The organism is Methanofollis fontis (genome assembly GCF_004297185.1).
Classification (GTDB): Archaea; Halobacteriota; Methanomicrobia; order Methanomicrobiales; family Methanofollaceae; genus Methanofollis; species Methanofollis fontis.
Window position 1 is genome coordinate 65,885 of sequence record NZ_PGCL01000002.1, and the last position, 22,761, is coordinate 88,645.

Sequence of the window (22,761 nt, forward strand, 5' to 3'; positions counted from 1 at the left end):
AAATGTCAGCAAAAGGCGATATGTATTACGCATGGTCCACCGATGAGGACCTCCTTGCAAAGGGCGAGTGCGGCGGTGCGGTCTCCTCGCTCCTGAAGTTCGCCCTCGAGAGCAAGATGGTCGACGCCGTTCTGGCCGTCAAGAAGGGGCAGGACATCTACGACGCCGTTCCGGCCCTCATCACCGACCCTGCAGAGATTGCAGAGGCTGCGGGCTCGCTCCACTGCGGGACGCTCCTCCTCTCCAAGCTCTTCAAGAAGTACCTCGACGGTGCGAAGGACATGAAGATCGCCGTCACCGTCAAGGGCTGTGACGCCATGGGCATGTACGAACTGGCCAAGCGCCAGCAGATCAACCTCGACAATGTCGTGATGATCGGCCTGAACTGTGGTGGAACCGTGAGCCCGGTCACCGCCCGCAAGATGATTGCGGACAAGTTCGAGACCGACCCCGACGTCGTCGTCAAGGAGGAGATCGACAAGGGCCAGTTCATCATCGAGACCGCCGACGGTCACAAGGGCATCTCCATCGACGAACTCGAGGAAGAGGGCTACGGCCGCCGGAGCAACTGCCGCCGGTGCAAGATGAAAGTCCCGCGTCAGGCAGACCTCGCCTGCGGAAATTGGGGCGTCATCGGTGACAAGGCGGGCAAGGCCACCTTTGTCGAAGTCTGCTCCGAGAAGGGTGCAAAGCTCCTCGACGAGGCCGTGAAGGCCGGCAAGCTTGCCACCGATGCTCCGATCCCGAAGGGTATCGAGATCCGCGGCAAGGTCGAGAACGCCATGCTCAAGCTCGGCGACAAGTGGCGGGCAAAGGACTTCGAGGCACTCGGCGAGGGCAAGGACCGCCTGAAGACGATTGTCGAGGAGACCTCCAAGTGTATCAAGTGCTACCAGTGCATTGAGAACTGCCCGATCTGCTACTGTGTGGAGTGCTCCACCAAGAAGCCCTACCTGGTCAAGCCCGGAGAGGTTCCGCCGAACTTCATGTTCCACCTGATCCGGTTCGCCCACATCTCGGACTCCTGCATCAACTGTGGTCAGTGCCAGGAACTCTGTGCGATGGACATCCCCAATGCGCTGTTCATGCACGCCCTGCAGGTCGACCTCCAGGAGATGTTCGGATTTGTGCCCGGTGTGGACATGACTCTCCCGGTGCTTGCGCTTGTTGAGGAAGGCGAAGAGAGGACGCGTCTGGCCGGAACCGGCAGCGACCAGATCTTCGACATCTTCAAGAAGGAATAAAATCTCTTTTTTTTGAGCCGGAACGAAGAAACCGGTATTGATAATGGTTCTCTGGGCCCTCCTGAGCGTTGGCAGGGATGGTCGAGGGAGAAAAAGGAGTGATCTGAACTCTACTGGAAGTTAGGAACAAATATCGGCACCCAGCATCCTGACCCGTCCGGGCATGGATGGAGTGAGAGTTCTGTCTTCCCTGTCTGGCCTTGGACCGGGTGCAACATGATGACCGTGCCGGTGTTTTCCCTGGAACAGCGTAGGGGAGCAGCATAGACATCGTAATCCCGGTATGCATGCTGAATCATGCCTCTGGAAGGAACGGCGAAATCAGCCGATCTCCGGGCATGTTTTTTCAGTGCCAGTGAGACCCCGGGAGAGAAGAAATCTTCCAGTTGTCCTCCGACAGAATCGAGGGGTTCAATACCAAATAGCGTGGCAGCTACGGTGTTCAGGTAAAGGAGGTCGTTGTTTCCCGATAGGGCGATCACAGGAAACGGGAGTGCTTCCAGGATGCAGAGAGGTGTGCGTGAGTCCAGGGCGGTCAGAGGTTCAGGTAGTTCCTGCTGCTGGTGATCGGGGTCATTGGTCATCGGGCGGTTCATAGAGTTCAGCTCCACCTGAATGGTGGACGTATGAATATATAATTCTATGTATTAGTGATAATCACTAGGGATAATCAAACCCGGTTGCCCGTCCGTGCAATCTGAAGCCAACCTTCAAGATGGAGAAAAAGGAAATCCTAGTCCATGGTGGAAGAGAGAAGGGAACTGACAGAGATCAGGGAACTTCTCAGGGAGAATCCCCGGGGGATGTCGGTCACCCAGATAGCGGAGGCCATTGGGATGAACCGGATCACGGTTGCGCGCTATCTCGATGTGCTCCGTGCCTCAGGTCAGGTCGAAATGGAGCCGTATGGGCAGGCAAAAGTTTTTTTCATCGCGCAAAGGGTCCCTATCAATCTTATTTTCGATGTTCTGCCGGCCGGCATCGCGATGCTCGATCGACGGGGACGGATCATTGATGTTAATGACCGTTTTCGTTCGATACCGGGAATGGAAGAGAGAGAGGTGGTCGGTCGGTCAGTCGTTTCTCTCTTCTCTCCGGGCGAAGGATCCGAGGCGCTCGAGGAGGCGCTTCATGGGACGGAAGAGGGGCACCAGAGCGCCTGTGAAATCCGTACAGGAACCGATGGCGAGGATACAATCTTCAGGGCGACGATCGTTCCGACCGTCTTCACCGATGGGACAACAGGCACGGTTCTGATTTTTGAGGACGTCACCATGCAGAAATGGCAGGAAGAGCGCCTGATCGCACAGCGAGATCTTGCACTGGTTCTGTCGTCTGCAGAAACCCTCCATGAAGCGATGCCGGTGTGCGTTGAGACGGCGATCCGTATATCCGGCATGGAGAGCGGGGGCATCTATGTCGTGGATCGCCAGACTGGAGCGTTCCGTCTTGTGCATTCGACCGGCGTGACGAAGAGACTGATCCGCAACTTTTCGATTATCGAGGTGGATACCGACCTGGGGAGGATGATCCAGAACGGTCTTCCGGTCTACTGGGAGGGCGCCACAGACGAGCGAAAAGGTGGGATTTTTACCGCTCTTGAGGCAGAACTTACTTCCTATGCAATACTTCCGGTGCAAAACCGCGGCAGTGTGATCGCCTGTTTCACGATGGGTTCTCCCACCAGGGGTGTCATCCGTCCGGAGAGTCGGCGGTCACTCGAAATGATCGCGGCATCCATCGGGAATGCGATCGCGCGGATACTGGCGCGTGATGAGATCCAGGAAAATGAGGAGAAGTACCGCATGCTCTTCAACAATCTCGATGATGCGATATTCCTCCATCTGATCGACAGCACCGGCCCTGGCAGGATCATCGAGGTGAATGACACCACCTGCGAACGACTCGGGTATACGCGGGAGGATCTGCTCACCATGACTCCCCTCGAGATTAATGACCCCGATTATCCGGGCAATCTCCCCGGGATCATGTCTCGACTCCTGCGGGAGGGGCATGTCCTGTTCAGGTGGGCCCACATGACCCGCACCGGGGAGCGTATCCCGGTGGAGATCAATGCCCATCTCTTCACCTTCAGGGGGGAGCAGGTGGTGCTCTCCATTGTGCGCGATCTCAGGCAGTGCGAAGAACGGGGATGAACGGACGACAGGTGCCTCTCACCATGGCACTTCAGATCCGATGCCCATCATTTCTGCCCTTTTCAAGGTCTCAACTGCGGCATATGTATCCTGAACGCCGATTCCGACTGATTTGAAAAGGGTAACTCCATCCGCATCCAGGCGGCCGGGGAGGGTGCCGGAGGCCGCCTGACCGATCTCACCGGCGATGCTATCCGGTGTAATCAGACCGCGAGAGAGGGGGATGATGATATCTCCTGCCTCGACAGAGGCGGCATCATATGCATCAACAAAGAGGCGTGCCCGACAGATGGTTTCACCGGGTATTTCCTGCATATCAGGCCTGTATGCCCCGACAGCGTTAACGTGGGTTCCGTCTTCGAGAGCGCTGTCACAGAACACCGGTGTCATTGAACTGGTGGCTGTGCAGACGATGTCTGCTCCCCGCAGTGCTTCATCCGGTGAATCCGCCGCAATAAAGGAGCATGCAAAACCCCTGTCGCTCATTTCATTGACAAAATTCCGGACATGAGCAGCCTTTCGGGCATATACCCTCACCTCCTCTATCGGGCGCACCGCGCAAACCGCCTCGATCTGGGTGCGGGCCTGCACGCCGGCTCCGATCACCGCCGCCACGCTGCTGCCCGGGCGGGAGAGGAGATCGGTCGCCAGACCGGAGGCGGCACCCGTCCTGATCGCCGTCAGGGCCGATCCCTCCATCAGGGCCAGGGGTCGACCGCAACCTGGATGGAAGACGAGGACCGCCCCATGGATCAGGGGCAGGCCCGCACCCTCATTGTTGGGGAAGAGTGTGACGACCTTCACCGAGAGGGCGGGTTCTGGCCCGGTGACTGCGGCGGGCATGCTGAGACATTCACCGATCCCGGTTTCTGCCCTGTTCCTGAGGGGTGTGTCGGTTGTTCCCTGAGAGTGAGCGATGAATGCCCTTCTCATTGCGTCGATTGCCGCCCACATGGGGAGGGCGGTTACAACGTCCTCAGCACTGAGAACTCGCACTCCCAACACCTTTCCTTGGGAGGAGAACTGACAGGAGCACGTGCCCACGAGAAAATTTTGGGTCAATTTTTGAGGTGATCTCGCACGTATTCTGTTGTGTCGGTGGATTTTCTGGTGGGGGGTCTTGCGCCATTGACACAACCTTCGATCGGTGGCATGATGAAACCTTTGACTTCGTGTATTCCAGATGCTTAAAACAGGATATCATGGGTTTGAAAGTCTGATACCGTCCCTGCCGGATTCCCCCACACGGGATCCGGCCACGGCATAGCCGGCGCCAATATAAGAAACATAAAGGATGTTTGTGTGGTGAAACCGGTTCATCGTGCCGGTTCATCGCGGTTCTGTTCCTGGACAATCGCTCTGAGGAGTTCATTTGTTCTGCGCTGTTCAGCAAGCAGCGCCTGTTCTGTCCGGAGGATCTCCCTGAGGAGGTCGAGGGCAAACCCGCTCCGCCGGAAATATTCCTCATCGCGATCGCCGAAATGTGCAGAAAAACCCGGATGCCTGCCGGTCGCCTCCGTCACCTCCGCTTCGATCCCCCGGACGGCGATCATCGGATCGTCGGATGCCCATGCCTCCTCCAGAAATGCCGTCAGGTCCGCCGCCTCGCCCTCGGCCACAATCTCCACCGTGCCATCGGGCCGGTTCTCCGCATACCCGGAGAGAGAGTGGGCGGCGCCGCGGGAGGCGATATACCCGCGGTAACCGACCCCCTGTACCCGTCCACTGGCAACGGCCCGCAGTCCCATGACCCCCTGCCTGCCGGAAAAAGGATTCTTCTGCACCATGCCGGAAAAGTGGGAAAAGAGAGAATATACGGGTGACGGTCAGGCGCCGTCCGGGATGACGTGAACAGCGCTTGCCTTCACAGAGATGGTCACCCGCATTCCGGGCCTGAGTTCACCCTCCTCCGCAGAGCGGCTGGTGACCAGGGCGGTCACCGGGAAACCGACATCCAGCCTCACCTCGGTCAGGGGACCGCCCATCGGCACCACGGCCGTGATCCCGCCCTCAAACTGGTTGCGGGCAGAGACATCGGTGCAATCTGTGCGGGAGAGCGTCACGTCTGCTGCCCTGAACACCACATCGACGGTACTTCCAGGGACGATATCGGTGACCGCTTCGATCGTCCGGTTGCCCACCCGGATTGTCGCAAGCCCTTCGACATTCGTTTCAACCGTGCCGTGGAGGATGTTCTCCATGCCGACAAACCGTGCGACGGCCGTACTGTGCGGTGCCTCGAAGACCACACCGGTGACATCTTCCTGGACCAGGGAACCATCGATGATCACCGCGAGTCGTGTCGCCAGCCTGAGGGTCTCCTCCCGTGCATGCGTCACCTGGACGATGGTCAGGCGGCGCTCCTGGTGGATCTGCTGGAGATCGGACATCAAACTCTCCCGGGTGACCGGATCCAGGGCGGCAAAGGGTTCGTCGAGGAGGAGGATCTCCGGTTCGACGGCAAGGGCGCGGGCGATGGCCACCCGCTGCTGTTCACCCCCGCTCATCGTCCCCGGATACCGATCCCTCAGATGGGCGATCCCGAACTGCGAGAGCAGGGCATCGACCCGCTCCCTGATCAGCCCCTTATCCATCCGTTGCATCCGCAGCCCGAAACCGATATTCTGCTCCACGGTCATGTGGGGAAACAGCGAATAATCCTGGTAGACCAGGGTGACCCGGCGCCGTTCGGGCGGGACGCTTGAGGCATCCTCGCCGCCGATCAGGACCGAGCCCGAATCCGGGAGGTGCAGTCCCGCAATGGATTCGAGGATCACTGTTTTTCCGGCACCCGAGGGCCCGATAATGAAATAATAGTCCCCTTCATGGATCTGCAGGGAGACGTCCCGGAGGGAGAACGCCCCGAGGCTGAGGGAGACGTGCCTAAACTCGATCATCGGACCTCCCCAGGAAGCGCGACAGATATCTGAGCATCATGAACACGACAAAACAGGCCAGTATCATCACAAATGCTATGGTGCTGCTCTCCTTGATCCCGCTTGTAGTGAACCGGTAATAGATGAGCGTGGAGATCACCATCGGGTAGTAGGCGATCATGATGATGGCGGCGAACTCGCCGATCGCCCGGCCCCATGCCATGATGGCGCCGTTATAGATGTGGCGGGCAGAAAGGGGGAGGGCAATCCGGAAAAAAGCCGTCATCCGGCTTGCCCCCAGGGTGCGCGCCACATTTTCGAGGTGGACCGGCACCTTCTCAAACCCCTCCCGCGCCGAGTTGATGAAGTAGGGCGAGGCGACAAAGAGCATCGCCACCACGATCCCCGGGTAGGCATCCTCAAAGACGATCCCCACACTCTGGAGGGGGGCGCCGATGAGGCCGCGTTTCATGAAGAGGAGGTAGACCAGGATGCCGGCCACGGTGTGGGGGAGCATCAGCGGGATGTCGACGATGCTCTCCACCATCCCTTTTCCCCGGAAATCCGCCCGTGCAAGCACGTATGCGAGCGGTATGCCGAAGATCAGCAGGAGTGCGATGGCGTTCGCCCCGGCCCCCATGGTCAGGACGATCGAGTCGATCACCTTGGCGTCCATTGCCACCCGCACCAGGTGGGGGATGTCCGAGAGTTCCTTCACGGTCATCGAGAGGAGCGAGAGGACGGTGATGCCCAGGATGACGCCGCCCAGGATGGAGAAGGAGACGAGGCAGCGGTCGCGCAGGAGTGAGGTCTGTGCCATGGTTCACCAGTTTGATAAAAAAAAGAGGAGATCAGGAGGACTCAGTGAGGTCCTTCAGTTCGGCCGGGACATTGCCGAAGCCGCCCGCCGGAACGATCGGGGGCTGGCCCTGGGCGTTCATGATATCCTGACCGGGCGTGTCGATGAGCATCTCGACGAATGCAAGACCGGCGTCCGGGTTTTCGGCGTTGTTCGGGACGGTGGCGCCGTACACGATCGGCTTTCCTGCGATCAGGCCGCCTGCAGTGTCAATCTGCACAGTTGCATAGTCATCGGCGTATTTCACCGCGGAGAGGTCGATTGCTTCAGGGAGTTCGACGAAATTCAGACCGTTCTGGACGGCGACCGAGCGGTACTCCCATGCATAGTCAAGACCGCCGCTCTCGAGCATCTGGACGAGTTCTACCGATTTCGGCCGGATCTGCAGGGTGCCAACCGGTTCGGGCGAGGTGGCGTGGATCGTATAGACGCCGCCCTCCTCGGTCACGGTGATGTTGGAGTTGGCGCTGACAATCCTGTCGAAGAGCTCGTTGTCACCATAGTAGCCCTCGGCGAGCTGGATGACCATCGGAGTGCGGTAGCCGCAGGGGTCAACGTTCGGGTCTGCGAAGGCCCATGCGATGTCCTCCTTCTCCAGGATCAGGTACCAGTTCTCGGCGTTGATCTCATCGGCATACTTGCTGTCGTCTGTGTAGCAGAGGACCATCTGGTTCTTGGCGAAGGTGACGTACCAGTCGGTGTAGTCGGGGATCATCAGACTCGGGATGAGCGTGTAGTCGGCAGAGGCGAGCACATCGGCGCTCTTGCCGAGTTCGGTGATCTCCTTGACCATCTTCGTCGATCCGCCGGGGACAAGCTGGACGTCGGTGCCCGGATAGGCGGCTTCAAACTGCTTTTCCATGTCCTCGAAGGGTGCAGTGAGGCTGCCGGCATGGAAGACCGTGACGGTCCCGGTGATTTCAGCGGGTGCCGCTGTGGTCGGGGCAGTGGTAACAGGCCCTTCACTTTCGGTTGTCGTGCAACCGCACAGGAAAACAGCGGCGCAAAGGAGAAGCACCGCCGGAATCAAGAGATATGTTCTCTTCATAATGAAATGGTGGGACATGAGAGTACATAAGCCTTTATATTCACCGGCATTGTTAACTTGACTTGGTTTACTCCTGCCATGGCAAGCCTTAATGGTGCCCCCGCCAACCTTTAGGCGCTATGTGGCAGGCGCTGGAGATAGAGCAATGGCAGGACCGACGCCGGTCCGATCTTGCCGGGGTGACGGATGCCGTCAGGGCCATCGTGGAGCGGGTGCGGAATGAGGGGGATGAGGCGCTCCTTGCACTCACGCGCCAGTTCGACCGGATCGATGTCGAGGACCTTGCGGTCGCACCCGAGGAGTTCGAGGCGGCATACGACGATGTGGACGACACCCTGATCGAGAGTCTTGCCGAGGCCGAGGCCAGGATCCGGCGATTCCATGAACTTCAGCGGAACCGTTCGCTCTGGCTCGACGAGGTGGAGCCCGGCGTCATCCTGGGCGTGAAGACCACCCCGCTCGAGCGGATCGGTGCCTATGTCCCGGGCGGACGGGCGTCCTATCCCTCGACCGCCCTGATGACCACCGTCCCGGCACAGGTGGCGGGAGTGGCGGAGATCTGTGTCTGCACCCCGCCGCCCGTCCACCCCCTCACCCTCGTCGCCCTCGACATCGCCGGTGTCGACGAGTGTTACCGGGTCGGTGGTGCGCAGGCGGTGGCCGCCATGGCGCTCGGCACCGAAACCGTCGATCCGGTGCAGAAGATTGTGGGGCCCGGGAACGTCTATGTGACGGCCGCAAAGATGATGCTCAGGGACCATGCGGAGATCGATTTCCCTGCCGGTCCGTCGGAGATCGGGATCCTCGCCGACGGCAGCGCGGATCCTGCGTTTGTCGCTGCCGACGTGCTTGCACAGGCCGAACACGACCCCCACGCCGCATGCATCCTGGTCACCACTGATCCCGCCCTTCCCGCCCGTGTCGGGAAGGAGATCGAGCGGCAGCTGGAGGGGGCACAGCGCCGGGAGATCATCGAGGCGGCGCTGAAGAACTCCGGTTACGTGGTTGTATCCGATATCGACGACGCCATCGCGGCGATGGACACCGTCGCCCCCGAGCACCTCTCGGTGCAGGTGACCGATCCGATGACAGTGCTCACCGCCGTCAGGAATGCTGGCTCCATCTTTGTCGGTCCCTATACTGCCGTCGCCTTCGGGGACTACGCCTCCGGCACCAACCATGTGCTGCCGACCGCCGGATACGCCGCCACCTATTCGGGCCTGGATGTCCACCACTTCTGCAAGACCTCATCGGTCCAGATGATCAGCCGCGAGGGCCTCGAATGGATCGGGGGGATCGTCGAGACCCTGGCCGATGCCGAAGGGCTGCATGCCCACGCAAACTCGGTCCGTATCCGCAGGAAAAAATAATACCCGGGTCTGTTCCCGCCCCTATTTTTTTGAGAAGGGATCCCCGTCCCGGCGCATACGGTGCTCCTCAGCAACCGGACTTAAATCGAGGATATCCTACTCTTGATGCCGGAAACGATGGACCTGACATACGGCTGAATGGAGTCAGGCGAACAACCGCTCTTCTGAAGGGCACTCAGAACCGCCAGACCGGTCCGCCGATCCGTTTGCCGGAGCGAGTGCCGGTGCCGGCGCTGAGGAGTGCCTGATCGTCGGTGATCTCCCGCAACGTGGCGCTCGAGAGATCGGCAAGGTGGACCGACCATGCCTCCGGGGTCTGGCATGCCACCTCCCCGTAGGGTCCATGATGAGACTGGATGATATGGAGCAGATGAGAGGCGGTTTCAGGTGCAAGATGCCCTGCGGCACGCGAGACTATGGTGACACCGAGAGTGACATGACCGATCAGGTCATACTCGGGTCGTGCCGTATACCACAGGCCCTGCTGTTCAAAACAACTGGTTTTACCGATATCGTGGAGGAGCGCCCCGGCAATGACAAGATCGGCGTCATTTTCGCCGCGTACCGAACCCGCCATCGAGGCGGCAATGGTTGCAACCTCAAGCGAGTGTTCGGCAAGCCCTCCCGGATATTCATGATGCTTCATTTTGGCTGCCGGTTTTGTAAAATACCCGTCTGATGTTGCGATCACATTCAGGACCAGATCCCTGAGTTGCGGATCGTTGATCCTGTTCGCCATGCCCAGGATGCGACTCTTGAGGTCCTCCTCCACCACCGGCGAGGATATGAAGTCAGAGGGTTCAATCGACTCAACCGGTTCATCGAGTTCTGCGATCCCCTCGTTGACCGAGATCTGGATCCCGCCGTTGTAGTCGCGTGCCTGACCGCAGATGCGGTAGACCGCACCGCACTGGAGGGTGGAGGCGATCTGCATCACCCGTTCTCCGTCACCCTGAATGCCCCAGATATAGCAGCCGAGCGTGCCGCTGGCATCGGCGATCTGAGAGAAAATATAGGGGCTTGAATCTTTTTTCTGACGTATTTCCGCCGATTTCAGGAGAAAGAGGTCGTCGACCTGGTCCCGGTCCCTGATCTCACCGGCAAATATGGTTTTCGAGGGGGCGGACATGGGTGAAGGGTTTTGCTCCCGGCCATATACCTCTTTCCCGACCGCTCAGAATTCAACCTCCAGGAACGCCGCTTCCTCGTCCCTGAGGTCTTCTCCCACCCGCTCCCCTTCATAGGCGAAAGAGGGTTCATAATCAGGATAGAGTTCACATTTGTCGAGCACATCCACGAACTCCCTGAGAAAGAGGCGTGGGATGACGTCCACCCGTCCCCCGAAACGGCCGGTGATCCGGTCGATCATCGACCGGATAAAGCGGTGGGAGATCCTGTCCCTATCGACAGGAGAGGCCGATTCAGAGTAGATCTCACACACCCTGAGGGCCACCTCGCCGAGTCTGTCGAGGTCGAAGGGGCGGAGCACGATCTGCGCCTGGAGGGGGTTTGAGACGTCGCCGGACCCGACGATCCGCAGGCGGTCGTAGAGGGGGGGGAGCGATTTTATTCCCTTTGAGCCCTCGAAAAAGGCCGGTGTTCCGGTGAAGAGGAAATAGCAGTGCGGCATGGCGCCCCGGTCGACTGCATCGACGATCTGGCGGAGGTTGTTATAACCCTTCTCCCTGAGGTTCGAGGGGAGGGCCTGCACCGTCTCCACCTCGTCAACGGCGATTGCCACCCCGGCATATCCGGCGGCCCTCACAATCCGCACGATGCCCTCAAGAAACACCAGCGCCGTCACATCGTCCACCTCGCCCTTCACTCCGGCGGCACGCCTGAAATTCCGGCCGATATGCGGTTCGCCGGACAACCAGCCGAGGGCGGACTGTGCAAGGGAGTAGTCGCCGGCGGCATTTGCCGTGTAGTACACCCTGAGCGCCGATGCAAGCGCCGGGTTGATCGCCGAGATGTCGGAGAGCGCCGCCTCCATCCGGGCCACCGTCTCCTCGCCGAGAATGGGGGCGTCCTCAGGCACCCCCTCCACCTCCATGATCCGGTCCTCGATCGCATAGATCCAGGTGTCGATGATCTCCTTCAGGGCGTTCTCATGCTCCCCGGTCCTGAGGGAGGAGATGATCCGGTAATAGAGCGCACTCATCCGGTGGAGCGGAGTGTCGGCGGAGATCATCACATGCGCCGTGGCGAACTGTTTTTCCCTGGCAATTTCAAGGGCCCTCGCCACCAGGAACGTTTTCCCGCTCCCGTAATCTCCCCTGACAAATTTTACATCGGCGCCACCGGAGGCGACATACTCCAGCTGGTCCCGGATCACGCGCTCCTCCACCGAAAGCCCGACTGCAAGCCGCGCCAGTCCTGTCGCCGGGACCGTGCCGCGCCTGAGGGCATTGATGATCCCGGTTGTCTCTGCTCTTTTGCCGTCCATCCTATCACTTCCCGATATAGCCGTATATCTCTCCGTTCTCGCCCATGCCCCGTTTTTCGATGAGGGTTACGCCTGCATCGGCGGCCTTCCGGATCACGCTGTTCGCGATGCGGCTGACCCGTCTGGTGGAGAGCACCTTGCGGAGTTCCTCTTCACTGGTTTCTCGGTGCTGTCGTAAAAAGGCGACGAGCGCCTCTTCCTGTTCGTCAAGGCCGGGATCAGGCTTCTCTTCGGCAGGGGTTGCCGCTGAAGACGCCGGCTTCGTTCTGGAGGGGGCGATGACCGGTCGTTCGGCCACTGTCTCCTGCTTGCACCGCGTGATCAGGTCGAAGAAGGGGGCCAGATCTCTCTTCGTCAGGTCAAGGCCCCTGAGGCAGCACTCCTTGCACCGTGAATAATCCCCGAGAGAAAGTGCGCCCTCGGCCGCCTGGAGGTAGATGCGGGAGAACACCTCCATACCGGCAGGAGAGAGCGAGTCCAGCATTCCGGAGAAACGATCGATGAGGGCATCAAAGAGGCGGCGCATACCCTGCCAGTCGGCGCCCGCATCGATGACCACCCCTGCCACACGCTCGATATCCTCGCTCTTCCTGATGGTGCCAAGGATATGGAGGAGGACCTTCTCGCATTCGCGACGATCCCCCTCCTCTGCACAGAACCGGGCATATTCTATCCCGCCGTTGAGAAAGTCGAGACGATATGCCCGGTAGAGCCATTCCTTCGCCTCGTCGCTCTGGCCGAATGAGGCATAAAATAGCCCGGTTCGGATCAGGCTCACCGTATTTGTGCTCGATGAGACGGTGTCCAGATAACATTCGGGGACCGAACTGCAGGAGCACTCCCTGCGCAGGAACGTTTCATAGGCGCCGATCACCATGGAAAGAGTTTCTGGATCCTCCACCCTGTCGATCTCCTCCCTGATCAACCCCTCATACCCCTCCTGGGCAAGGTCGGTCCTTCCCATGTCCCGGATCAGTTCGCATGCCACGAGTTTGTAGATCGGATCCGGGCAGCGTGCGATCAGGGGTTCGCAGAGATCCAGCGCCTCCCTATACTGCCCTTCGGCCTTGAGCAGCAGCACATAGTCAAAGACGAGGTCCTCATCACTGCAGTCCTTGAGGAAACGGGGAAAAAGGCGCAGCGCTCCCTGCCGATCAAACGCGGAGATTGCAGCAAGATATTGGCGTAAAAAGGATGGATCGCACCGTTTCCTGAAGGCGGCGATGGAGGCGGAGGCGGCGTCCCGGTGGCGACCGGCAACCATCAGTGCATCAATTCTTTCTGCCTCGGCGTTTTCCCCGCCGAGCAGTTCCGCATGGATACTGAGCGCCCCCTCACCATCACCGGTCTCGATGAGGGCGCGCATCAGGGCAGATGCATCCTCCCGTTTTCGTGACAGGCGGGCAAGAGCCCTGAGAAGAGGTATTGCAGAAATATGATCTTTTTTTTCACAAAAATATTCAGAATATGCCCGGAGCGCTTCTTCGTTGGAGGGATCGAGCCGGATCGCCTCTGCATACTCGGCAATCGCCCCACCGTCTCCCCGTGCGGCAAGCACACGGCCGAGGAAACTATGGATATAGGAAGAATCAGGCAAATTTCGCAGGAGATCCCGGAGATGCGCCTCCGCCTCATCTGCCTTTCCCATCATGAAGAGGTTTCTGGCAACAAGTATGGAGAGGGAGGGATCGTCAGGCGCCCGTGAACAGACTTCAATGGATTCAGGATATTTTCCGGCCTCGTAGAGCGTCAGCGCCTCACGTCTGAAATCAGCGGATGGGTCATGGATCATGGTGTGCAGGGATAGATCTGTTCTGCAGGACCGATAAGCATACTGAAAAAAGTCAGGTGGAGAGCAGATCCCTCAGCACCTTGCTCAACGCTCCTGCCATATAGGGTTTTGTGATACTCCCGGAGAAGCCGTACTTCCTCGGGTTCCGCATGATGGGATCGTTCAGGTAACCGCTTGACACAACAACCTTCACGCTGCCGTCCATCTCCCGGAGGCACTCCATCGTTTCGCTCCCCCCCATCTTTCCAGGGACGGTCAGATCAAGGATCACGCCGTCAAATGGTGCTCCCCTCTCCAGTGCCGCTCTGAAGAGACGGATCGCCTCTTCGCCGTCTGTTGCCGTTACAACCGAGTATCCCAGACAGTGGAGAATTTCGCGGGTAGTTTCAAGGATGCCGATCTCATCGTCCATGAGCAGGATCGATCCCATCCCTCCCTCCATCTCACCCTCCGGTTCGGTCTTCACATCAATATTCTCTGTGGACGATGGCAGATAAATGAAGAAGATTGTACCAGCTCCCACCTCTGTGACAAAATCGATCAGACCTCCGTGATTTTTGATGATCGGGAGTGCCATCGAGAGCCCCAGACCGGTGCCGTGTTCCTTGGTGGTATAATAGGGATCGAAGATACGGTTGATATATTCAGGGGGGATCCCCCCACCCTCGTCCTCCACATACACACGCACATAGCTGCCGGGTGGCAGCGGCACCGTATCACCCTCTTTGATGACAACTGTTTCCGCCCCGACCAGGATCTCGCCGCCATCCCGCATTGCCTGATCGGCATTCTGGATCAGCGCCTGGAGGACCTGGTGGATCTGGGTTGCATCGGCCTGAATGGGCAGGGTGCCTTTCGGGAGATCCATGCGGCAGACATTCCGCGATCCGCGGAGCGAATAGGATACGGCCTCTCGAAGAACCTCATTCAGGTCGACTGTCTCTTTTTCAGGTTCTGAACGGTCCGAGAAACTGAAGAGCTGTTTTGTAATCTCACCGGCGCGCATTGTTGCGGCTTCGGCCTCTGTCAACCGGTGGTAGACAAAATCTTCCGGTGAAATCCGCATTTTTGCGAGGTTCAGGTTTCCGACGATGGTGGTCAGGATATTGTTGAAGTCATGGGCGATGCCGCCGGCCAGTTCGGAGAGGGAGAGCATCTTCTCAGTCCTGAGATACTCCTCCTCTGCGCGCTTCCTCTCGGTGATGTCCTGTCCGACCGCCTGATATTCACATATTGAACCATCAGGCCGGTAGAGTGCCCGGATCGTCCATTGATGCCACCGCTCGCCAGTGACAGGATTGTTGCGGCGTCCTTCGAACATGGCGCTCTGCGGTCCTCCATCTCCTGCCCCCTCCAGAGAGGAGAGCACGGATTGCAGGCCATCAGGCATGATCTCTGTTGCCGAAACCGCAGGATTCTCATCGTTGAGGCCAAAAGACCGTTGGCATGCTGTGTTGGCAAATGTGAGGCAGAGATCCCCGCCGAACCTGCAGATCCATTCGGTCTGATCCTCGACCACGGCCCGGTACCGCGCCTCACTGGTCCTGATCGCCTCTTCAGCCTTTTTTCGTTCGGCCACTTCAGCACTGAGGAGATCGTTTGCCCGTGTCAGTTTCTCTGTCCGTTCAAGGACCATTTCCTCAAGATGGGTCCGGTACGAGGCCAGTTCCTTCTCGATCTCGATTCTTTCGGTGATATCTGTAAACGAGAGCATGATGCAGAGCGGATCCTCCTCGTCGTCGGTGACCATGCTGGCCGATACCGATGCATTGAAGCGTTTTCCGCCCTTCTTTCTGCCGACAAGTTCGCCCATCCAGCCGCCGTCCTTGTCGATCTGCTCAAGCAGTCTGGTGACTTTCTTTTTCGGAAGCCAGAAACGTTCCAGGGGTTTTCCGATCACGTTTTTGGCGTTCTCATACCCCCAGAGGTGGAGGGCCGAGTCGTTGGCAAACACCAGGTCCCCCTCGAGGTCGGTGATCGTGATCGGGTTGATCGCCGAGGTGATGGCGCTGTCCATCACCCTGAGCGCCTCCTCGATCCGTTTTCTCTCCGAGATGTCGATCGAGGATCCGATCACCTCCGTCGGAGTGCCCTCATCGTCCCTGATCAGTTTCAACTCGGTGTGGAGCCAGCGATATTTGCCGTCCTTATGGCGGATCCTGAACTCAAGTGTCAGTGAACCGGCGTCTGTGAGGGCGTCATACTCATCACCAAATATCCTCTTTCTGTCCACCGGGTGGATATAGGTCGACCAGAATGAGGAGTCATACAGAACCTCCTGCTGCTCATATCCGATCAGTGCAAGGATATTTTCAGTGACGAAGGTGATCGTTTTCATGCCCTCTCCGGGTTGTCTGGGTGGTTCGAGCGAGAATATCATCGCCGGACTGGAGGAGAGGATATGATGGAGGTGGGACCTCGTGTGTTCGAGATCCATTCCAAGCTGGTGCCGCTGGAGCGCCACCGATGATAGATGAATGAACGTCTCGATCGTGGATACTGAATTCATTAGAATATCGTTGCGCTGAATGAGAAGCACACACCCGTAGAGCGTATTTCCCCGGGCAATACCGATGGCGGAGCAACGCTTCAGGACGCCACCCGAATATGCCTCGGCGATGGAGCGTATATGTCCGTTCAGGAGCGAGACGACTTCTCTCTCTTCAAAGGTGAAAAGGACACCTTTCAACATCTTATCTCGTATCTCATCAGATATGGGAATACGAATTCCAACGATGCTCCTGCTGAGGGAATAGAGTTTTGGCTGTCTGTCTTCATCAATGCCGGAAAAGGAACGGAGGGAGAGGATACCGCCGCCGAACTCGTCATAGTCGGTGATCAGGATGAGTGTGTCCTCAATCAGACTGCCGATATGTTCGCCGATGAATCTGAAGATCTCCTCCTCTGGTGGGAGTTCCACAAACCCCATTGAGGCGCTTGACAGGAAGGAGAGTTCTCTGATGTACTCGTTCTCACGCTCTTCTGTAGATTTCCTCTCTCTGATATCCCGCATCACTCCAAGAAATCCATACGGGGCGCTGCCGTCAGCGGTCAGCGGAGTGATCTGCACTTCCATCCAGATTGGTCCTCCATCTGCCTGAACCACCTCGATCTCAACGGTGGGGGACGTATCAGGGGCCAGATCCGGTTCGCTGCTATGAGCAGATAGTTCGAGGATTGTGTCTGATAGACGTGCAAAAGAAGGTGGCGTGAGGCATTCGGCAGGAGATCGTCCGATCATTCCGGCAACTGGACGGCCGCAGAGGCGTTCGAACGAGGGATTCAGGTACGTGAATATGAGCCCTTCGTCAAGGGTGAAGATCACATCCCCGGCGTTTTCCGCAATCACCCGGTATACACTTTCGTCCATATCCGGTCCTGGATCCGCGGCGATCCCGGTCATCGCATTGGAAAGCCAGATGATGCACTCTCCGTCAGATCCTATCCGTATGGCGGTGACAACCATCTGATGCACGGTCGTATCGGCGGTGATGATCCCGCACTCATAGGCACCGGACTCCTTCGCCCCCTCTCCCTCGTGGAAGGAACGGACATGGACACGGTCTCCATCGGCAATAAAGGAGGTCCAGTCGGCACCCGGACGATGGTCCATGGGAGGAGGATATACCAGATGATAAAATCGGTCATTTGCCGCAACCACATGTAAATCCCGATCGATTACGGCGCAGGGGATCTCTGCGGTGCCGATGACCGACTCCCATACACCTGCTGAAGGGGCAGCAGCACCGATCACCGGTCCCCTCCGGAGATATGCGGACACCGCTCCGGCGGCCGACTCGATGAAGAGCGCCGTGATCGCCGGTTCAGCGGATTCTTCGGCCTGATAGATGAGGATCTCCCCTTCAAAGCCGCCGGGAACATGGACGAGCGGTCGGCGCAGAACGGCATCAGTAGAAACGCCTGCGGTGACCTCTCCTGCCGCACCTGCGCGGATGGTGATGCCGGCGATCCAGGGGACCGATGTGACGATCACCCCGGCAACACGGACCAGGGGATCCGGGATCTCGTCCTCCTCCTCACCGAGGATCTGATGGACGATCGAGAGGCACCCCACGTCGGGTTCCGACACTCCTCCCGTCTTTTCTGCCGGCACAGGCGCGGTCCACATCAGTTCCGAGATCACGGGTTCAGCAGTGAAGAGAGCTGACACCCGCCACTCTCTCGTCCCCTGCCCGATGACAGTATGCGGTGATGATGGTGATAGGGAGTTCAGGACAGAATCAATCTCGACCGCAATACTGCCTGGGAGAAAATCTCTGAGGTTTTTTCCAGGATTGCAGGGCTCTTTACGAACCGCCCGGCAAAATGCGTCGTTCACCGAGATGATGGTGAGGTCCGGAGCGGTCCTGCAGAGTGCCAGAGGGGTGGCGGAGAGGAGGGCATTATACTCTCTCTCTTTCTGCTGGATCATTATTTCTGCGGCTTTTACCCGCGAGGTGTCCCTGAAGATATCGATTCTGAAGCCTTCAAGCCCTCCCTTTCTCACGCAGTGGCTGGAATACGTAATCCAACGCTGTTCCTTCCCTCTGATTGAGAGGTCCATACCTGAAATGTCCCGATTTTTCCTGTATGCCGCCTCGATAGGGACAGTGACCTCATTGGCATCATCCAGTCTGGGGATGAGTTCGGACTCCATGACCTCGGTGACATCTCTCCCGATAACCGCCTCAAGAGGCAGACCGAAGAGCAGGGTGAACGTTTCATTCACATACGTGACCGCCAGGTCCGGATCGCTAATCAGAACGGCATCACCGGAGAGGGCCACCGCAGACAACAACGAAGAAATATTTGATTCAGGGGGATTTGACTTCGAACTTTCCACAGGTGATCAGCTCCCACGTCCAACAGAATTTCATAATCATCTGGACTTATAATATTTGTCCAATATTTCGGCTTTTGCAGCAATAATAGTGTTTTTATATGGGCTGAAGGCCCCGGCCATTGGGGGAGAGGTCACTGTTATCCCTGCCCGAGCAGGACGTCTGTGACTGTTGTCCCGCCTTTCTGTCAGGGCTTATTTTGTCTGTCCCGGTCGGTCAAAAAAAAGATGTTACAGGAGAAGGGAGAGAATCGCACGGGCAAACTCTTCTGCCGCTGAGGGTCCGTCTGCGGTCACCACGTTCCCGTCGGTGACCACAGGACGCTCGCTCAGACGCGCCCCTCCCTTCTCTATCTCACGGATGGATGCCGGACTCCTGAAGACCGTTGCCTCTCTGCCCGGAAGGATTCCCGCCCGTGCGAGCACCACCGGGGAGAGACAGATCGCCGCGACGACCTTCCCTGCACCATTGAACTCCTGCACCAGACGTTTTAGTTCTGCGTCATTCCAGAGGACGTCCTGCGCTCCAATGCCGCCCACCACAACAATGGCATTATAGTCTGCCGGAGAGACATCGGCAAATGATACGGTCGCCTCGGCGGTGGCACCGATCATTCCCTCGCAGGTGCCGGTGTGCGTCGAGGCGACGACCGTCTCAACATCGGCATCTGAGAACGTCTGCTGCGGGACAAGCAGTTCTTCATCCCTGAATCGTGCAGGAGCAATTGCGCATAAGATCTTCATACCAGAGCATATGGACAGGCAGCGGATTAAGGTGATCGTTACTGATGGCCGCGAAGATGAGGGCCGAGTGCTGTTCCGGGTCGGTAGGATTCTGCAATCGCAAGCGCCTTCTCTCTGAGAGCTCGATGTTCGACAAGACAGGATTCGGGTGGGGGCTGTTGTCTCAGGATCTGCGAGGTGTTCTCGGTGATCTGGATCAGTTCAGTGGCGATCACGGCATTGAGCCAGATCAGGTCCTTGAGCATCTCCTGTTCTTCTTTGTCCATAACGGGAAATTCATTCTTCAGAGATGTCTAATTTTCGTTTTGACAACGCTTATCCTGCCCGTCGCCGATATGATCCGCATGGGCTATCTGGAGGATCTTGGAGAGAGAGGAGGTGCAGCAAACCCATTTTTTGTGCTTATGGGGATAGAACCGGTCTCTTTTGGTGACGGCAGGGCCGAACTCTCGATGCCGGTCAGGCCGGATATGCTGAACGGTGCCGGATGGCTGCAGGGGGGACTCTACACCGCACTTGCCGACGAGGCGATGGCCCTGGCGCTCCTAACCGTCCTCGGCGAAGGGGAACGGATTGCAACCATATCGCAAACAACGCAGTATCTCTCGGGAGTCAGGGAGGGGTGCCTGAAGGGCACTGCCCGTGTTGTCAGAAAGGGAAGAACGATCGCCTTTACTGATGGAGAGATCCGCGGCAGCGACGGTGCCCTCTGTGCGCGTACGACCGCTTCCTTTGCTGTTATGGCCAGACAGGGGTGAAGCGCCCGGTTGACGGGTCAAATCGGCCTGTCCCTCTTCCCGGTCCAGTAATACTATAATCCACCGGTGCGAGATAATAAGCAGACGAGAACCGCGGGGTATGGGTGTGAAGTATATATTCGTTACTGGCGGCGTAATGAGCGGCCTTGGCAAGGGGATTACAGCGGCATCAATCGGGAGAATCCTCAAGAACCGGGGCTATGGGGTCACGGCGATCAAGATCGATCCCTACCTCAATATTGATGCGGGCACGATGAACCCTGCCCAGCATGGCGAGGTCTTCGTGCTCAGCGACGGTGGCGAGGTCGACCTCGACCTCGGCAACTATGAACGCTTCCTGGATATCGAACTGACGAGCGACCATAACATCACCACCGGCAAGATCTACCGGAGCGTCATCGAAAAGGAGCGTCACGGCGATTTCCTGGGGAGCACGGTCCAGATCATCCCGCACATCACCGATGAGATCAAGGGCCGCATCACCGGGGCGGCGGAGGAGTTCAGGAACAACGGTCACCTCGCCGAGGTCTGCCTTGTGGAGATCGGCGGAACGGTCGGTGATATCGAGAGCATGCCCTTCCTTGAGGCGGTGCGCCAGATGCGCGGTGAACTCCCGCAGACTGACACCGCCCTCGTGCATGTCACTCTGGTGCCGGCGGACACGATGGGCGACCTGAAGACAAAGCCGACCCAGCACTCGGTGAAGGCATTGCGCGAACTCGGTCTGCGCCCTGATATCATCGTCTGCCGGAGCGACCGGGTAATGCCCATCCATTCCCGCAAGAAGATCTCGGACTTCTGCGATGTACCCCTCACTGCCGTGATCTCTGCCGCCGATGCACCCGACATTTATCAGGTGCCGATGGAGCTCGAAAAGGAGGGGGCGGCAAATGTCATCCTCGAGCACCTCGGACTGGAAAAACGCGGGGTTGACACCGAATGGTACCGCACGGTAACGGCGGAATACACCAGCCGCGTGACGATCGGGGTGGTGACGAAATATGGCGTTGAAGATGTCTATCTCTCCATCAAGGAAGCCCTGAAGCATGCCGGTCGGGCGCACTCCACCGAGGTGCAGATCCGCTGGCTCGATGCCGAAACCTATGACACCCCCGATCTCGCCGAAGTGGACGGAATTCTCGTTCCCGGCGGGTTCGGGCAGCGGGGGATCCCCGGCAAGATCCGGGCGATCCAGTACGCCCGTGAGGAGGGGGTACCATTCCTCGGTATCTGCCTGGGCTTCCAGATGGCGGTCGTGGAGTTCGCCCGTGACGTCCTCGGCTACGAGGATGCGATCTCTGAGGAGTTCGGGGAGGGAACGCAGGTGATCGCACTGCTGCCCGAGCAGCAGGAAGTGACCGATATGGGCGGCACAATGCGCCTTGGCAGTTATCCGGTCGAGCTGGTGCCCGGAACCCGTGCGCATGTTCTCTATAGCGGCGGTGAGATCGTCGAACGGCACCGGCATCGCTATGAGGTGAACCCTGATTATATCGCAGAGTTCGAAGGGAATGGCCTGAAATTCTCAGGAATGAACGGAAACAGGATGGAAATCCTGGAGATTACCGATCACCCGTTCTTCTTCGCCACCCAGTTCCACCCGGAGTTCAGATCCAGACCGACCCGGCCTTCGCCACCCTACGTCGGCTTCGTAAATGCCTGCAGGGAGAATAAAAATCAGCAGAACAGGGGATGATCACAATGGTCAAGGTAGAAAAATTCATCGAAAACGCGATTGAAGAGATCAAACGAGAGGCAGGGGACGAAAAGGTTGTCGTTGCCCTTTCCGGGGGTGTGGACTCATCGGTCTGCGCCATGCTTGCCTCACGCGCCATCGGGAAGAACCTGATCCCGATCTATGTGGACACCGGGCTGATGCGCAAGGGGGAGAGCGAGCGGATCTGCGAACTCTTCTGTGATATCGGGGTGAAGAGAGTCAATGCAGCCGACGAATTCTTTGCGGCGCTGAAGGGGGTCACCGATCCCGAGGAGAAACGGAAGATCATCGGGGAGCGTTTCGTCCGGATCTTTGAGCGTGAGGCGCATGAAACCGGCGCCAGGTTCCTGCTGCAGGGGACGATCTATCCTGACCGGATCGAGAGCGAGGGCGGGATCAAGAGCCATCACAATGTCGGCGGGATGCCCATTGACATGATGTTCGAGCGGGTGATCGAGCCCCTGCGCGACCTCTACAAGGACGAGGTGCGCGAGGTGGCCGGCGGCGTCGGACTGCCGGCCGAAATCCAGCACCGGATGCCCTTCCCGGGACCGGGGCTTGCGGTGCGCGTGCTCGGCGAGGTGACACCCGAGGCGGTTGCCGTCGTCAGGGAGGCGAACGCCATCGCCGAGGAGGAGCTGGTCGAGGCCTACCGCCCGTGGCAGTGCTTTGCCGCTCTCCTTGGCAGAGGAACCGGAGTGAAGGGCGACATCCGCTGCTTCGGCTGGGTCGTCGCCGTCCGGGCGGTAAACTCCCGCGACGGCATGACCGCCGATCCCCTCGAGCTCCCCTTCGAGGTGCTCGAGCGGATCGCCGGGCGGATCACCTCCGAGATCGCCGAGGTCTCGCGGGTCGTCTATGACATTACCCCCAAACCCCCTGCAACCATCGAATATGAATGAGATGAGTAT

The 22,761-nt window shown here is 58.5% G+C and carries 18 protein-coding genes; 6 read left to right on the plus strand and 12 right to left on the minus strand.

Annotation, left to right across the window (positions count from 1 at the left end):
• Positions 1-2: 2 nt before the first annotated feature.
• Positions 3-1,244, plus strand: coding sequence for a Coenzyme F420 hydrogenase/dehydrogenase, beta subunit C-terminal domain (locus tag CUJ86_RS04020; protein WP_130646290.1), 1,242 nt, complete (start codon positions 3-5; stop codon positions 1,242-1,244).
• 110 nt (positions 1,245-1,354) lie between these two features.
• Here CUJ86_RS04020 and CUJ86_RS04025 read toward each other — a convergent pair whose 3' ends face one another.
• Positions 1,355-1,855, minus strand: a complete 501-nt coding sequence (locus CUJ86_RS04025) for a PAS domain-containing protein (RefSeq protein WP_130646291.1) — start codon at positions 1,853-1,855, stop codon at positions 1,355-1,357.
• Between the two features lie 129 nt (positions 1,856-1,984).
• On the opposite strand from CUJ86_RS04025, the gene CUJ86_RS04030 reads away from it, so the two are divergent.
• Positions 1,985-3,400: a PAS domain S-box protein gene (locus CUJ86_RS04030; RefSeq protein ID WP_130646292.1), complete on the plus strand. Its 1,416-nt coding sequence runs from the start codon at positions 1,985-1,987 to the stop codon at positions 3,398-3,400.
• A gap of 18 nt (positions 3,401-3,418) precedes the next feature.
• Here the strand turns inward: CUJ86_RS04030 and CUJ86_RS04035 are convergent, their stop codons facing one another.
• The 5 genes from CUJ86_RS04035 to wtpA form a co-directional block, all read right to left on the minus strand.
• On the minus strand, positions 3,419-4,396 hold the full coding sequence (locus CUJ86_RS04035; protein ID WP_130646293.1) for an ornithine cyclodeaminase family protein: 978 nt from the start codon (positions 4,394-4,396) through the stop codon (positions 3,419-3,421).
• A gap of 320 nt (positions 4,397-4,716) precedes the next feature.
• Positions 4,717-5,187 carry an acylphosphatase gene (locus CUJ86_RS04040; RefSeq protein ID WP_207231381.1) on the minus strand — a complete coding sequence of 157 codons (471 nt, stop codon included), beginning with the start codon at positions 5,185-5,187 and terminating at the stop codon, positions 4,717-4,719.
• A 39-nt stretch (positions 5,188-5,226) separates the two neighbouring features.
• A complete protein-coding gene (locus CUJ86_RS04045) occupies positions 5,227-6,297 on the minus strand; it encodes an ABC transporter ATP-binding protein (RefSeq protein WP_130646294.1) in 1,071 nt (356 codons plus the stop codon).
• Positions 6,284-7,096: an ABC transporter permease gene (locus CUJ86_RS04050; RefSeq protein WP_130646295.1), complete on the minus strand. Its 813-nt coding sequence runs from the start codon at positions 7,094-7,096 to the stop codon at positions 6,284-6,286. Before CUJ86_RS04050 ends, CUJ86_RS04045 begins: the two co-directional genes overlap by 14 nt.
• A gap of 31 nt (positions 7,097-7,127) precedes the next feature.
• A complete protein-coding gene (gene wtpA / locus CUJ86_RS04055; protein WP_130646296.1) occupies positions 7,128-8,183 on the minus strand; it encodes a tungstate ABC transporter substrate-binding protein WtpA in 1,056 nt (351 codons plus the stop codon).
• 119 nt (positions 8,184-8,302) lie between these two features.
• On the opposite strand from wtpA, the gene hisD reads away from it, so the two are divergent.
• Positions 8,303-9,553: a histidinol dehydrogenase gene (hisD, locus tag CUJ86_RS04060; RefSeq protein WP_130646297.1), complete on the plus strand. Its 1,251-nt coding sequence runs from the start codon at positions 8,303-8,305 to the stop codon at positions 9,551-9,553.
• Between the two features lie 175 nt (positions 9,554-9,728).
• Here hisD and CUJ86_RS04065 read toward each other — a convergent pair whose 3' ends face one another.
• From CUJ86_RS04065 to CUJ86_RS04090, 6 genes are all read right to left on the minus strand, one after another.
• Positions 9,729-10,682, minus strand: coding sequence for an HD domain-containing protein (locus CUJ86_RS04065; RefSeq protein WP_130646298.1), 954 nt, complete (start codon positions 10,680-10,682; stop codon positions 9,729-9,731).
• Between the two features lie 45 nt (positions 10,683-10,727).
• The gene (gene brxD / locus CUJ86_RS04070; protein ID WP_130646299.1) at positions 10,728-11,999 is read right to left on the minus strand and encodes a BREX system ATP-binding protein BrxD; all 1,272 of its coding nucleotides are present in this window, start codon (positions 11,997-11,999) and stop codon (positions 10,728-10,730) included.
• A 4-nt stretch (positions 12,000-12,003) separates the two neighbouring features.
• Positions 12,004-13,791 (minus strand): tetratricopeptide repeat protein, encoded by a 1,788-nt coding sequence (locus CUJ86_RS04075; protein ID WP_130646300.1) that lies wholly within the window; start codon positions 13,789-13,791, stop codon positions 12,004-12,006.
• Positions 13,792-13,843: 52 nt separating this feature from the next.
• Entirely contained in the window at positions 13,844-18,589 is a 4,746-nt protein-coding gene (locus CUJ86_RS04080) for a PAS domain-containing hybrid sensor histidine kinase/response regulator (protein ID WP_165394770.1), read from the minus strand.
• A 273-nt stretch (positions 18,590-18,862) separates the two neighbouring features.
• Positions 18,863-19,375, minus strand: coding sequence for a DJ-1/PfpI family protein (locus CUJ86_RS04085; RefSeq protein WP_130646302.1), 513 nt, complete (start codon positions 19,373-19,375; stop codon positions 18,863-18,865).
• Positions 19,376-19,413: 38 nt separating this feature from the next.
• Positions 19,414-19,641, minus strand: coding sequence for a hypothetical protein (locus tag CUJ86_RS04090; RefSeq protein ID WP_130646303.1), 228 nt, complete (start codon positions 19,639-19,641; stop codon positions 19,414-19,416).
• A gap of 39 nt (positions 19,642-19,680) precedes the next feature.
• On the opposite strand from CUJ86_RS04090, the gene CUJ86_RS04095 reads away from it, so the two are divergent.
• The 3 genes from CUJ86_RS04095 (at position 19,681) to guaA (ending at position 22,752) form a co-directional block, all read left to right on the plus strand.
• The gene (locus CUJ86_RS04095) at positions 19,681-20,133 is read left to right on the plus strand and encodes a PaaI family thioesterase (RefSeq protein ID WP_328590939.1); all 453 of its coding nucleotides are present in this window, start codon (positions 19,681-19,683) and stop codon (positions 20,131-20,133) included.
• A gap of 106 nt (positions 20,134-20,239) precedes the next feature.
• Complete coding sequence (locus CUJ86_RS04100) at positions 20,240-21,829, plus strand: CTP synthase (protein ID WP_130646304.1); 1,590 nt, start codon at positions 20,240-20,242, stop codon at positions 21,827-21,829.
• 5 nt (positions 21,830-21,834) lie between these two features.
• Positions 21,835-22,752: a glutamine-hydrolyzing GMP synthase gene (gene guaA, locus CUJ86_RS04105; RefSeq protein WP_130646830.1), complete on the plus strand. Its 918-nt coding sequence runs from the start codon at positions 21,835-21,837 to the stop codon at positions 22,750-22,752.
• Positions 22,753-22,761: the final 9 nt, after the last annotated feature.